Here is a 15,956-nt window from a genome sequence, read left to right as displayed (position 1 = left end):
CTTTCTTCATTTCTAGTAGATAGGTTCCTTTGTCAGTATTTTGCTTACGAATACGATATTTCCCTGTTTGAGATGAAATGACTTCCCCGCTGAATGGGACTGGATACAAAGGAAGATGTGAGGCAAATCCTCCGTCTATAATATATTTCTGATCATTATGGTTTAAAATAATAATCACATGCCCATCATCTGGTTTCCACGTATCACTACCTAAATCGTAAACTGTACCAGCTACTCGATAGACATCAAATCCACAATCGATTAAAAAATAATACAATAAGGAATTAAGCTCGTAACATAGCCCTCCACGATGGGTTAATAATAATTTATTTTGGATATTCTCTCTGGTAATTTTTCTGATATTTTTGTCCATAACGTCTAAATTTTCATAGGGTAATACATATCCCATTTGCAGAAGAATCCCATGTAAATCTTTAAAGTTTACATCTTCTTTCCAAGACATCTTTAACCGGTTAAAAAAGTTTTCTTGCAATTTAGTCAACATTACAAAACACCTTCCATTTATAGAAATATTAACCAACATATATAATGTTACACCGTTAAAATATATAGTCAAGTATAAAAAATTAAGTCAATATGTTTCAATTTTAGATTTTTTATGTGGAAAGTTTATAAAAAATTATATAATTTTTATAAGAATGTACAGAAAATTGAATTTGAGAACACTTTAAAATGGTGATATTTATCAATTATAAAAAATAAATATGTTGGTACACGGTCGCCTTATCTTCAAAAGTCATTGTGTAAAAAAATGCAAATTAAAGTATTCTGTTTTAAAATCAATGAAAAACCCCTTCGATATATGAGTTATCTAAGCAGTTTCTTTCTCGAGACATATTAGTTCTTGTAGTAGATTTTTTTAGAAGTTGATTATATTAATTAGATGTGTACTAAGGCTCTTGATTACTGTGTAAAAAGATTCTTTTCAAAGCACTTTTTGTTTTGGTTTTTTCAAAAGTATCTATTACAATTTCAGGATTATTTCTACCATTTTTTAGATTTCTTACCCATACTCGAATTGGAAGGCATTCAATATAATCCAGGAGACTCATCAATAATTGCAGAGACTTTCCTGCTATGAAAAAGAAATTAATCATTTGACTACTTGCATCGCCTGTAAATATGAATTCATAGCAACAAGGTGCATGTGATAGTTACTAAGAGAAGAGATAAACGAATATGTATTTCGTAATCGACACATAAAACCAATAAAATGCATAATCAGTGAGTAATAAGTCGGTACATAGAAACTAACACTAATTAAGAAAGTGAAAATCTTATAAAACTTTGAATGAATAAAAGGTGCTGATCTGTTCGTCTATATTGTTTTGTCATATAGGATAGATTTATCCATATGCTTATCAAAGTCAGCTTATATAATTTTTCAGTCGTCAATGTGAAAGAACACATTAAGTTCTGCGAGAGCAAAGGTCCTGATTTAAGCTTTACAACAATATTTAGTGAAATTTAATAGCAAAAGGCATACTTATGCGTAGTAGAACATAAGTATGCCTTTTGCTTATTTATCTTGAGAACATGTTATAAATTAGATGAAAAATCAGTTTTGTAATTTAGTAACTGAAGAAAAGTTAAAATAACAATTTTATTGAATCATAAAAAGTAGTTAATGATTTATGGTTTTCGGAATTTAGCAAATAGGATGTAATTCGTATTGAAATAATTTTTCTTAAAAGTAAAATGGTGATTCAAGCTAGGAAAAGATAATCAAAAGGGTACTTATCCTTTTGATATTGTTTAGATAATAGTGGACAAAATCCTCATGAATTTTTCCGTGTTATGTTGATATAGATATCAAGGCTAGCCTTCGTATATTTTTTATATAAATTTATTATTTCTTAGATCCTAAAGCAATCGTGAAAATTTAAAGGTATATTGAAGAATGAAATGCTTATTTATCATTGGTTAACACGTCATTCTGTCTCTCTGTAAGAATAATGTAAGTAAATATATTATAAACTGATAAAATAATAGTAAAATTCTCCTGTATACAGGAGAATTTTACTAGGATATGAATTTAATCCTGAAATTTATTGTCTTATGTATATAATAAATAACAGAATAAGAAACATATCAATTGCCAATATAAGATATGAGTGTATAGGGTAATAGATGTAACTTAACATCTATTTCAAATACTAACATATATATAAACAATACTTACCTTTAATTTTTCCTTTTTGAAAAGGGAAAAAATTAAAGGGAAGTATTGTCAATCTATCAGAAAAAGGTGACATAAAATAAAGAGTATAAAAATGAATTTGTTTTCTATACATCTTTCGATAAATCTCTTAGTGTTAACCTGGTTAGAATATCAGCCTCATCGATGTTGTTAATAGTTGCAGCTAATCTGGGGATTCGTAAATAAATTTGATAATATATTTGAATTGTAAAAGGTATTACAAGTGGCAATTAGCCTGGTATAATCTGCAGCTGCATCAGAAATAGACACTACTAAAGAATATATCTTTAGAGAAAGAGTTAGTAGGAAAGATATTAAATTTTATGAAAAGCAACTTATTAAGCGTATGTTGAGAAATGGGGATGTATTATATATTTAATTAGTATATCGATTGGGAAGAAATTTATAGTTTTAGATGAATAGCTAGAATTAATTAAATAAAAAGAAGTAGGTGTGTTAGATATACAACTTCTTAATACAATGAAACGAGATAAAAATAATAACTAATTATTTGCTACTTTGTTAACATTAAAGAATTTTTTCTATCACAGAAACTATAGATTAGTATATCTAACATATTATTTTATAGTTGAGAATTTTAAATTTATCACATGGAAAATGGCGTAACAAAAAGGGGAAGTAGAGTATTACATTCCAAGAAATTGAGTTGTTCTAGCTGCATAGCATTTCATAATTAAATCCTCCCATTCAAAACATGAGACCTCTACAGAAACTAAAATCGAGTCATAACTAAAAAATAACACCATTTAGATTCTTACAAAAGTATTTGGTATTATACTAAATAAATATTTTGATAAAACTTAAGAGAGAAGTTGTTTGGTACGTGTCCAGTTATGAGGTTTATAGTTAAAAAATAAAAAATCTTTTAATTTACCAATTACACTATATTCACTTTTATTTTTCCCTTTTGAAAAGGGAAAAATATTATGATAAGTTCTGCTGATTTATAAGATATCATTAGTACGTATTTTATTATATAAGCAGGAGGAAAGAATTATGAATAATAAAAAAATAGTAACTAGTTTACTTACAGTTTTAATGGTTAGTTCATCATCGCTTTATCTACAATCTACAACAGTTCATGCGGATAAAGCTACTCAGCAAAAAAATAATTATATTAGTTGTAAGAATGAAATATCTAATAGCAATTCTTTAAAAGATACTTTTGAACTTCGAATCGATAAAGTTATTGATTTTGAACAAGATAAAAAGAAAGCAGATGAATGGGGGAAAAAAAACTATGAAGAATTAAATAAAAAATTGAATGCTAAAGAAGTACGTGCTTTGGAAAATTATGTTGGTGAAAGTTACCGAGAAATAAATGAATATTTAAGAGAAAATAATGGTAATGTTGGGCTTAATTCTAAAATTGATGAAAAAATTTCAAATATTGATAATGCCTTAAAAAAATCAAAAACGAACCAAGCAATAAATGTATATCGTAGAGTAAATGAAGAAGCTTTTAATTTAAAAGATGGTGATTTAAAAGAGGGGCTTCAAATAAATACCGAAAAATTCAAAGAATTCAAGGAGCAGTTTTTAAATAAAACTATTACCGAAAATGCCTTTATGAGTACTTCGTTAATTAAAGATCCTAAAATTGCTTGGAAATCTAGACCTATACTTTTACATTTAACATTACCAAAAGGAAGCAATGCTACATACGTAACTCCATTTCGTAATGCAGATCCTAATGATAATGAATATGAATTATTAGTAGATAGAGGATACAGTTATAATATTTCTAATATCAGTATAATAACGGAAAAAGGAAGACAATATGTGAAGGTTGAAGCTAAATTAATACCGAAAATGCTGTAGTTAAATTGGAGTTCTGGTATAAGTATTGAGATTAAGATATAGAGGGTGCAAATTTTATACTTTCATTCCACCGTATAATAACTAAATTGTTTGTAATTATAACCAGAATGGCTCTCTAGATCATTCTGGTTCTTTATTCAATTAATGAATCTCAAGCTCATTAATATATCGATTGTGAACGTAATAGATCACAAAAATTTTAGTTATCTCACTTCTAATATACATAAATTTTAATATACGAAATAAAAAAACAGAATTATTCATAGGAAAAATTTGAATAACTAGCAAAAAGCTTGTTAAATGCAAATAGAATCGAAGAAGCGTAATATGAAAACATGAGGTGGTTTTTTGATTTTTAATTTAAAACAAATTAGGATTAGTACAAAGTTAAATGTATTATTGGTTATAGTATGTTTCACTTTCGTAATATTGACTTTAGTGGGATATTCAGGGTTGAAACAAGAAAAAGAAGCTTCTTCTAATATGTATGTAAATACTTTACTTCCGATACAATGGATAGGAATTGTAGAATCAAATTTTTATCATATAAACATGAATTTAATGGGAATTATGATATCAACAGATGAAAAAAGAATGAAAGAACTTGAAGTGATAATAGATGAAGCAAGTAAAGAGAATGAAAAATTGTTGAAACAATTTGAGTCTAGGATTAGTTCATCACATGAAAAAATTTATATACAAAATTTATCGAATCGTATAATAGGTTAGAAAAACATATGGAAAGTGTAAGAAAATTAGGTTATACAAATAATGAAGAAGCATATACTTATTATTTAAAAGAAATAAATCCAAGTATTAACGAAGCAACTCAATCTATTCGAGATCTTATCATTGAAAATAATAAACATGCAGAAAAATTACAGGAAGATAATATTAATAGTGCGAAAAATATTATCTTTACATTTATTTTAATTTCAATTATAGCAATAATAATTGTAATGACTATTGGATATGTTATTAGACGTGCGATTCAATATCCTATTAATTTGTTACAATATAATATGGAGCAAGTTGCTAAAGGAGATTTAACCATACGATCTACCTATAAAGTAAGAGATGAAATGGGGATTATTGCAACATCTTTTAACTATATGCTAAACAATTTACAAGAGCTTATTGGGAAAGTAACAATAACTACACAAGGAGTTATTGTTTCTACTGATAGTATGTTACAAGATACAAAGCATGCATCTACTATATCTAATGAGATTAATCAAATAACTAATAAAGTGAACAAACAAATAGAAGAACAAGTTATAAGCATTCAGCAAAGCTCAATTGCGATGCAAGAAATTACAACTGGTATTCAAACTGTGGCTGATTCAGCATCGACTGTTGCAGAATTAGCAGTTTCTACAACAGAGCGAGCCAATGATGGAAGTAAGGTAGTTCAACAATCTATTCTTCAATTGAATAGTGTGCATGAAGTTGTTGAAGAAATCTCCAAAGCTATTAATAGACTTGTTACACGCACACAGCATATTGATAAGGCGTTAAATGTTATTACTAATATCGCTGAACAAACCAACCTCCTTGCTTTAAACGCTGCTATTGAGGCAGCTCGTGCGGGAAGTAACGGAAAAGGGTTTGCTGTAGTTGCAGCTGAAGTGAGAAATCTAGCTGAACAATTTAAAAAATCTGCAAATGAAATTAATAATTTAGTCACTTCTATTAAACAAGATTCACAAGATACAATTCAAGTAACAGAAAAAGGACAGCAAAAAACAGAGCAGGGGAGAATTGCTGCTCAGCAAGCGGAACAATCGTTTTCTATAATAATGAAAGATATTAATAAAATAACACATCAAATTCAGGAAGTATCTGCTACAACAGAAGAAATGTCTGCTGGGTTAGAAGAGATAAATGCATCTATATCAATTATATCTGAAAATTCAACTCAAGTAGTGGAAAACACTCACAAAACTGGAGAATCCATTCGAACACAAGCAAAAACAATTACAGAAATAGCTAATACATCAGGTATTACAAAAAAGAAAGTGAGAGAGTTAGAAGGGCTAATTTCACAATTCACTATTAATAAAGAGGAATAGTATAAGATAAAATTCAAAATTCATACCAAAAATTCAATTCAAAAGAAGCGATTTATTCAAAAAAGTATTTTGTTTGCTACAAATATCAGCTAGGTGATATTTGTGATCTATTCGCTTATTATATATGAAAGTAGAACAATTATTTTGGGAGGTATTTTGATCCACTTATTGATTTAGTTTTCAGAATGGCAACAAGATTTTTAGAGGAGAAATTTTTCTATTATTATATTTCTTCGAGGGATTACAATCTAGATTATAGTACTAAACTATTAGCAGAAAGATTATAAAAAATCGCTTCGTTTAAATAAATCTATTTCTAATAATTTGATATTATTTGATTTGAACCCATTGATTAAAAAAGTATCTTTCAGTTTTTTAGTAAGATTATATTATATGTACTAAATAGATAATAAAAGTAAAATGTATTCTTGATATAGCATATTATATAATATTTAAAAGAATTCGGGGGAATATTCAGGTGATATTTTCCAATTGCAAACAGAAGAATTTAAAAGTAAATCAGTTATGATGTATCGTACGAATATAAAAGAAAAAGAGTATAAACAAAAAAGGATTCTTTATTAGAATCCTTTTTTGTTTGGGGTATTCATTTTTTAGATTGAGGGAAAGTGTAGGGTTATTCAATAGATGTGAATCAACATCTATTTCAATTAATATATAAACAATATTTCTTATTATTTTTTCTCTTTAAAAAGGGAGAAAAATATAATAAGTTGTATTGAAATTTACGGTATTATAAAAACGTGTTCAATAAAGAAAATAGAAGAGGATGGTTTGTTGATCTATAGTAGTAAATAGACTTATTAATTAATCTATAAGGATTCACATAAAATAATGATAGGGGGAATAGTGCTAAAAAGAATTACACAAAAAAATATAATTTAGTAAAAAGGGAGGAAAAATATAATGCATAAACAAACAATAAAAAATTTATCTATTTGCATAGCAACTGTATCACTATTAGGACAATACTTTATATCCTCTACTACGGTATACGCTGCTGAAAATCAAATTAACTCATTAAATCTAAAAGTAGAGCAAACTCTAGATTTTGGAAGAGATAAAGAGAAAGCAAAAGAATGGGCCGATACTTACTTTAAAGATTGGAAAAAAACAATTAATAATGAACAAAAAAAACTTTTAAATGATATTAAACGCTTAACACAATTAAATGAAAAAATAGGTAAATTCGATCAAAATTCAGAGATGTTTTCTAAAAAAGATAAAGAGGATATAGATAAAATAGACAAAGCTTTGAATAATAAAAATGCAAAATTAACCAAATCTTTGAATGTGTATAAAAATTTGAATGGAAAAGATTTAGGATATGTAGAAGGTTATTTTAATGTACCGAATTCCCCAAATAAAATAGATAGAACAAAATATACTAAATTAGTTAATGAGTTTAAGTATGGGGCTATCAATACATTCATGAATGCAGACTTAACACAAGATACTACAAATAAATCAACACCTATTTTGCTTTCATTGAAGCTACCAAAAGGAACAAAAATAGGACAATTAAATGAAGAACATATAATAACAGACAGAAACTTAGGAATTGAAATAAAAAAAACAAGTATTATTGTTGAAAAAGGAAGAGAAGTTATTAAACTAGAAGGAGACGTAGTACCAAAAACTAAAATTCAAGAAAAAGTAAAAAAAGCAGAAAGTGATTTGAATCAAAAATTTAAAGAAATAACGGGTTTAAAACAAAACTTACTAAGTCTGAAAATAGATAATCTATATACATCAGCTAGCATTGACAGAACGGAAACAGTTATAAAACAATTAGTCAGCAATGTACCAAACAATTTATTGTTAAATATAATGAAAAATATGAATAATAAAACATTATTTACTATTACAGATAAAATTCTAATACCCGGCAAGGAAGGTGTATTAGGTTATTATGATACCATTTCTAAAACATTATTTATACAAATTGATCATTTGGGGCATAAAAACAATGAAGGAAATGACACTAATACTCTTCTTCATGAATTTGGTCATGCTGTAGATTATTTGGCAAAAGGGGAGATACAATCAAAATCTAGTAAGTTCATTGAAATATTTAATCGAGAGAGAGGTAATATTACAATAGAACCATATATTAAACAAGATGCAGCGGAATTTTTTGCAGGTGTTTTTAATTACTTATATTCACCTAAAATATCAGATAGAGAACAAATTCAAAAAGAAGCACCTGATGCTTGTAAATTTATCCGAAATTTAATACATGGTCTACATTGAGACAGTCATTAATCTTTATCTTTTATTATAAAGTTAAAATAACAAAATAAAAATTCCATTCATTCTATGATAATACAGGAAAAATAGTATTTTTTGTTTGTGGTACAAAAACTTTACAAGAAATATATAAAGATGGTTATACTATCATTCTGTATGAGTTATTTAAAAAATAGATTCTTATTTTACGAGGATAGAAGTATGCTTAGAATAATGAATTGATTGAAAAGAATGTTAACCTTTTAAAATTAGCGTTACATGATGAAGAATTTCATTTTAATTGGTTAACAATATCCGTCCTTTCTGAAGATAGTTTTGATTGCTAACATTCTTCAAAGAAGACGGATTTTTTATGCACTCCGTTTGGAATATTTATGAGTTTTGGCATACCCTTATAAGAGAAAATACCTATTTATAATATAATAATAGATTCTTAATGACAAATGGAAAAGTAAAAAAATTCCCTATTCGTGCACTGTTAATAGATAAACAAAACTGTAATATTGATTTGATTAAACACCAGTATAGAAAGGAAAAAGTATATTACGTGCTTCGAGAAAAATAAACGATTAGCTGGTATGAACATTAATGTTACCAATTCAATTTTAGAATGGGTGTCGATAAAACAAATACAAGATTTTCATTCCCGCTCTGGCAGATTGAGATTTTCCTTAAATCTTGAGAATCCATATTTCAAATTCATAATTAGTACAATATCAAACGAGAACCTTTAGAATGCTTATCGCCATTTTTATATGTTATCCTAATATGTTTAAAGGATAATAATTAATTTTACAAAAAATAAGAATTAAGCGAATATAAGCCATTGGGTTGTTGAGTATGTGACTTGATGCTTAATATATTATTTAAATTGATAACTTAATCATTATATTTATAATACGTAATGTAGTATAATCACAATGTAATGTGGATTTAAAATTCCATTCAATTAATGAAAGGTGGTATCTTATAATGACGCAACTTCAGAGAGATTTTTTCTCTAGATTACAATTGCCTCAACAAGAATATGTACAATTTCAAGATTTACATAAAATCCTTTTACAGATGGGACGACTATTACCTTATGAAAATATAGATATAATGAATGGAAATACTCAAGAGGTTTCTAAGGAAAATATCAGGAGCAAGCTCCTTTTAAACAATCGAGGCGGGCTATGCTATGAGCTTAACTCCTTATTATATTATTTTCTAAGCGACTATGAATTTAATGTTTATCGCATATCCGGAACTCTTTTTGACTCAAAGTCCCAAAAATGGGGCCTAGATGATGGCCATGTAAGCATTATCCTACAGTACAAAACTGAAACCTATATAGTAGATGCTGGTTTTGCATCGTATCTTCCTTTACGTCCGGTTCCATTTAATGGTGAAATTGTTTCTTCTACAACAGGACAATATCGTGTACGCAAACAAAATACAGATAAAGGAACACATGTACTAGAAATGCGGAAGGGCGAAAATGGTGAAACCTCACATTTTTTTGATTCAGAGCTTACTGACACATGGTCTATCGGATACGCTTTCTCTTTGGAAGCAATTAATGAAGAGAAAGTAAATACTATACAAGATACAGTTATAACGCATTCAGAGTCTCCGGTGAATAGAGGGTATATCATTTGTAAATTGATTGGAAATGGGCATATTTCACTTACAAAGCAAAACTTTACACAAACACAAAACGGAAAAAAATTCAAAAAAACAATAACAGAGAAACAATTCTATCAAATTCTTAAAACAACATTTAATATTGTTTTAGATAACTAATGTGAGTGCTTTTAGAGAAATGTAGGTTCTGTAACAAATATATAAAGAATAACATGCATGACTTTCAAACTATACAATAAATGGTTGGTGTTTGAAATGATTTGAAATTTAGCATATAGCCTAAGCATTTCTTTATAAAACAATGATCTTGTTCCATAATATTATTCAGATATTTTATCTGAATAATCCGGATACCGCACGGTATCTTTTTTCTTTCTTCAATTTTTTTATGGCTATCGGATAAGCTGAATTTTATGAATTGTAATTACATAAGGTTTAGAGGAATGAAAAGACCGTAAAGCTTTCTTGAGGAATCACTTTGCAACCTTATAGTTTTTTTCTTTACTCAGATAAATGTAAATGAAGTTCCCATTAGAATTTACTGCGCAATATAAATACATCCTTTGTTTTTTTTACTATTATGTACGCTTTATCTACTCTCCATTATTCATACGTTTGTTTGAAACGCCCATCTTGATATCCAACACTTTATGGCTGTATGAGCCATGGATACCTATATTCCTCTATCTTTCTTAAAAATTAAGACCTGTCCCTACAGATTTATAGTTAAGGTATTCACTGAATTTAGCATAAGATACTTCACTAATTGCATTAGCCAACATATCTTTCTTCTACATATTCTTCACTTTCGGATATTTAATCACAATTACGTAGTTCTCGTTTATGATTTGTTTACATATTTTGTGTGAAAAATTATTGTTTTGAAGCGTAATCTTCTCATGAAGTCATGCGACTTGTAATCTCATCTTGTTTCAATTACATAAACCTTTCTTGTTGCGGGTCAAAGAATATTGCAAAAAAATAAATTTTTTCAGCCTTTCTCAACCAGTTGGCGTTTCCATATTTTGTATCATTAGATAGAATTGTAAAGTCTTTCAAGACTACATCAATATCAATTTTTGTGTCGAATCTAGGAAATAGTTGCTCATTTTCTTCTATTAAAACCCATACAAAATATTTATCAGTAGGTGTCTTTATTCTTAGAAGAACTTGAGAAATTAGATTTATAAAGCGAAATGGTATTTCAATCTTAAACAAAAGATATTAAACCAAAAATGACTTTGATAAATAATACGAATAAAGAAGAAAAAATATAAAACAAAAAAGGTTCCAATTGAGGAACCCTTTTTGTTTGGGATATTCGTTTAGTCTTGAAATGTATTACTTTATAACAATAACAAACAAGTAAAAAAACAATATCCGTTTCTAAAGATTAATATAAGGTTGAAGGTAAGTATAGGGTTATGCAATAGGTGTAACTCAATATCTATTACATAATATCATACTTTAAATAATATTTACTTATATTTTTTACTCTTTGAAAAGGCAAAAAAAAACATTATAGGTTTTGATGAAATATGCGATATTATGAGAACGTATTCATTTTTAAAAAGTAAAGGAGGATGAACGGTTTGCTTACTTATAATAACAGTTGTTAAACATATCGTGGTGTTAATTTCTATGCAGCTTTTTATTAAATATAATAGAGAAAAATAAAATGAAAGAAGTTGCTAAAAAATCCTTATTTTATGTTTTTATCAACAGCTCCCTTTTGATGGTAATAAAATAAAAATTATAAGACACTCATATTAGTAAGTTTTAATGAAGACAAAGAAAAGAGTGAAGAATGTTCTACTTTCCCAATAAAAGTGGGAATTATTTTAAATAATAGTTAATACGAAATTATTCTCGAAAAAATGGTAAATATGGTATCAATAAGGTGGCAAAAGTGTATTTTAAGGATATTTAAAAGCGTACAAGATATATAGTCTGACAAAATAAGGAGATGAAAAGGATGAAGAAAAAGCTAGCAAGTGTTGTAACCTGTACATTATTAGCTCCTATGTTTTTGAATGGGAACGTAGACACTGTATTTGCAGATAGTAAAACAAATCAAATTTCTTCAACACAGGAAAACCAAAAGAATGAGATGGATCGAAAAGGACTACTTGGTTATTATTTTAAAGGAAAAGATTTTAATAATCTTACTATATTTGCTCCAACACGTGAGAATACTCTTATTTATGATTTAGAAACAGCGAATTCTTTATTAGATAAGCAACAACAAACCTATCAATCTATTCGTTGGATCGGTTTAATAAAAAGCAAAAAAGCTGGAGATTTTACCTTTCAATTATCGGATGATGAGCATGCTATTATAGAAATCGATGGGAAAGTTATTTCGCAAAAAGGCCAAAAGAAACAAGTTGTTCATTTAGAAAAAGATAAATTAGTTCCCATCAAAATTGAATATCAATCTGATAAAGCGTTAAACCCAGATAGTAAAATATTTAAAGAATTGAAATTATTTAAAATAAATAGTCAAAAACAATCTCAGCAAGTGCAACAAGACGAATTGAGAAATCCTGAATTTGGTAAAGAAAAAACTCAAACATATTTAAAGAAAGCATCGAAAAGCAGCTTGTTTAGCAATAAAAGTAAACGAGATATAGATGAGGATACAGATACAGATGGAGATGCCATTCCTGATGTATGGGAAGAAAATGGGTATACCATCAAAGGAAGAGTAGCTGTTAAATGGGACGAAGGATTAGCTGATAAAGGATATAAAAAGTTTGTTTCCAATCCTTTTAGACAGCACACTGCTGGTGACCCCTATAGTGACTATGAAAAGGCATCAAAAGATTTGGATTTATCTAATGCAAAAGAAACATTTAATCCATTGGTGGCTGCTTTTCCAAGTGTCAATGTTAGCTTGGAAAATGTCACCATATCAAAAGATGAAAATAAAACTGCTGAAATTGCGTCTACTTCATCGAATAATTGGTCCTATACAAATACAGAGGGGGCATCTATTGAAGCTGGAATTGGACCAGAAGGTTTGTTGTCTTTTGGAGTAAGTGCCAATTATCAACATTCTGAAACAGTGGCCAAAGAATGGGGTACAACTAAGGGAGACGCAACACAATATAATACAGCTTCAGCAGGATATCTAAATGCCAATGTTCGATATAATAATGTAGGGACGGCAGCCATTTATGATGTGAAACCTACAACGAATTTTGTATTAGATAAGACTACACTCGCGACGATTAAGGCAAAAGAAAATGCCACTGCTGATCATATAATACCAGGGAATAGTTACCCAGAAAAAGGGAAAAATGGAATTGCGATAACTACTATGGATGATTTTAACTCTCATCCTATTACTCTAAATAAACAACAACTAGATAAGTTGTTATATAATGTTACACCACTTATGTTGGAAACTACCCAAGTTGAGGGTACGTATAAGAAAAAAGATGTAGATGGTAATATCAGTACTGGAGGGACATGGAGTGGAGTGACACAACAAATTGAGGCGCAAACTGCTTCTATTATTGTTGATACTGGAGAGGGTGTTTCGGAAAAACGTATTGCAGCAAAAGATTATGATGACCCCGAAGATAAAACACCGTCTTTAACTCTAAAAGATGCCCTGAAAATTGGATATCCAGAAGAAATTGAAGAAAAAAATGATTTATTATATTATAAAGGAAAAATAATATCCGAATCAAGTGTGATGACTTTTCTTGATAATGGAACCTCCGAAAAAGTTAAAAAACAAATCGAGGATAAAACTGGAAAATTTAAAGACGTACAACATTTGTATGATGTGAAACTAACACCTGGAATGAATTTTACTATTAAATTAGCTTCAATATACGATAGTGTCGATAATTTTAGTGGCAGTCAATCATTAGGGGCATTAAATAGTATAAATAAGGTTGCTGGAGGAAATACAGGGAAAAATCAATATCAATCATCATCTTCTAATGCGTATATTTCTTTATCTTCGAGTACAAAAGGAGAGTTGAATAAAAATACTACGTACTATCTTAGCATGTATATGAGAGCAGATGCTGATACAGAACCTACCATAGAACTAAAAGGAGAAAAATCCACAATAAAAAGCCAAAAAGTTAAACTAAACAATAAGGGATATCAGAGGGTAGATATTTTAGTAGAAAATACTGAGTCGAATCCAATTCATCAAATTTATGTACACGGTAACAATAAGACAAATGTCTATTGGGACGATGTGTCTCTTACAGAGGTATCTGCTATAAAACAAGAATTACCCGATATATCAGATAAAGAGATACAAAGGGCTCATACATTTAAGAAAGAACAGTTAAGTTTAGATGGTAAGTATATGAATGAATTGACATTACATGTTGATTCGTTAAAAGACAAGAACAATAAGCCGGTTCAGTTCAGTTATAAAGTGAAAGATGGTGAAAAAGATTTAGGAACTAAATCCTATACATCTGATAAGCAGGGAAATATAAACATTAACTTTCTAGATTACAATCGTGGATTTGGAATTTCTAAGGATCATAAAATTCAAATTTATGCGGTACGTAAAGACCAAGAGGTGAAAGTAGCAGAACTAAAAAACTATAATATGAGTGGAACTATCAGATTTAGCAATGATGGAGAAAGTGGCCTTCCAGAGATATATGGATATATTTTCATGACTCCAGAAGGTCAATATCCTGTTTCTCCTGTAGGAGGTATACACACAATATGGTCAAGATATTATACAAGCACTTACAAGTGGAGTACTCAATATAGTTATGATTTTGCATCCTTTAATAGTGATATAAAAACAGTTCATTTTAATGGATATGTAAAGGAACTGGATGATACGAATGGCGACGACATACTGGCTTATCTTGAAAATAAATATGAATCTCATGGTTTAGAGGGGAGTGTAGTGTTAGAAGGAGATGAAAGGGGCAGTAATGTGACTGTTGAATATCATATAAAATTGAAATAAGAATTACAATTCATGAATTAATTAAGAATCACATACTGTACTGATTTGCAACATTTATTATATATGAGAGAAAAAGTATTACATGCAGAATGAAAAAAATGCAGATATATTATCATATTGATAACTTTAAAGTTTTTCAGATTGTGGATGTTTAAATATATAGAAAAATAATAAAAGGTTCCTTGTTTTACAGGATTGACCCCCGAATGATAGCCATATAAAAGGGACATTATTCGGGGGATTTATGTATTTTCTTAAGTAAACCTCTTTATAATGAAACCAGTAATATAAATTAGGTACGGGAAATGGGTAAAATTATTATTAATTAAATTTAAATGGATTAATTAGAGAGAGAAAAGTGAAAATGTATTAAAAATATCTGAACTTTTGATTAGATATGATAGGTGAGAAAAACCAGAACAATGAAGATTTGGTGAAGAAGGTTTTATACAGAATACCGTAGGAAAGAAATTTCGGGATGTCCTCCGAAAAAAACTTCACCCTCGATGAAAAATTTAATTTTATCTGGAATGTGTTTTAACTATGTTGCATCCTTTAGAACGGTAAATTTCTTTGTGATATTTGGATTATAGCTTTAATATCATGAAACGATTAGCTATATCTTAATAATATTACAAGCATATTAAATCCTATGAATAGATAAAAAAAGAAAAACCATTCCCTATAAGAAGAATGGTTTTTCGTAATAAAGAGAGAGTATAAATTAAAAAAGAACACAGAGATTAGACCCTATTAGACTGCTCTGTAAATTAATTATATCATATAAAAAAATAGGAAAACTATATATTTATTCCTTTGTTAAAGGGAATTTTAATTATATTCTGTGTAACTAAAATTATGTATATTAAAATAGATAGTATCTGAGAAACATAATACAAATATACCTGTAGTCTTATTAAAAATAAGTGTGTGTAATCTTTTTCTCTTGAATGAGAGAATT

Annotated in this window: 7 protein-coding genes and 3 pseudogenes; 8 read left to right on the top strand and 2 right to left on the bottom strand. The window is 28.5% G+C overall.

Annotation, left to right across the window (positions count from 1 at the left end):
• A partial coding sequence (locus MR169_RS24200) for an arylamine N-acetyltransferase family protein (RefSeq protein ID WP_242320154.1) occupies positions 1–505 on the bottom strand: 505 nt, incomplete at its 3' end.
• Between the two features lie 1,978 nt (positions 506–2,483).
• Between MR169_RS24200 and MR169_RS28565 the strand changes: the two are divergent.
• From MR169_RS28565 to MR169_RS24175, 7 genes and pseudogenes are all read left to right on the top strand, one after another.
• Positions 2,484–2,597: pseudogene (locus tag MR169_RS28565) on the top strand (recombinase family protein); the annotation flags it as partial.
• Between the two features lie 641 nt (positions 2,598–3,238).
• Positions 3,239–4,063 (top strand): ADP-ribosyltransferase, encoded by an 825-nt coding sequence (locus MR169_RS24190; protein WP_044798434.1) that lies wholly within the window; start codon positions 3,239–3,241, stop codon positions 4,061–4,063.
• Positions 4,064–4,411: 348 nt separating this feature from the next.
• Positions 4,412–4,792 (top strand): MCP four helix bundle domain-containing protein, encoded by a 381-nt coding sequence (locus MR169_RS28560; RefSeq protein ID WP_481746823.1) that lies wholly within the window; start codon positions 4,412–4,414, stop codon positions 4,790–4,792.
• 8 nt (positions 4,793–4,800) lie between these two features.
• A complete protein-coding gene (locus tag MR169_RS24185) occupies positions 4,801–6,135 on the top strand; it encodes a methyl-accepting chemotaxis protein (protein ID WP_481746822.1) in 1,335 nt (444 codons plus the stop codon).
• 927 nt (positions 6,136–7,062) lie between these two features.
• Entirely contained in the window at positions 7,063–8,409 is a 1,347-nt protein-coding gene (locus tag MR169_RS24180; protein WP_242320153.1) for an anthrax toxin lethal factor-related metalloendopeptidase, read from the top strand.
• A gap of 524 nt (positions 8,410–8,933) precedes the next feature.
• Positions 8,934–9,183: pseudogene (locus MR169_RS28555) on the top strand (IS4 family transposase); the annotation flags it as partial.
• Positions 9,184–9,375: 192 nt separating this feature from the next.
• Positions 9,376–10,191 (top strand): arylamine N-acetyltransferase family protein, encoded by an 816-nt coding sequence (locus tag MR169_RS24175; protein WP_242320157.1) that lies wholly within the window; start codon positions 9,376–9,378, stop codon positions 10,189–10,191.
• A gap of 11 nt (positions 10,192–10,202) precedes the next feature.
• Here MR169_RS24175 and MR169_RS28550 read toward each other — a convergent pair.
• Positions 10,203–10,635 (bottom strand): annotated as a pseudogene (locus tag MR169_RS28550) (DDE-type integrase/transposase/recombinase); the annotation flags it as partial.
• A 1,372-nt stretch (positions 10,636–12,007) separates the two neighbouring features.
• Here MR169_RS28550 and MR169_RS24165 point away from each other — a divergent pair.
• Positions 12,008–14,995, top strand: coding sequence for a binary toxin-like calcium binding domain-containing protein (locus tag MR169_RS24165; protein WP_242320152.1), 2,988 nt, complete (start codon positions 12,008–12,010; stop codon positions 14,993–14,995).
• Positions 14,996–15,956: the final 961 nt, after the last annotated feature.

This window comes from Bacillus cereus group sp. BfR-BA-01349 (assembly GCF_022663795.1).
GTDB lineage: Bacteria > Bacillota > Bacilli > Bacillales > Bacillaceae_G > Bacillus_A > Bacillus_A cereus.
The sequence above is the reverse complement of the archived record's forward strand: the minus strand, read 5'-3'. Positions and strand labels throughout refer to the sequence as shown.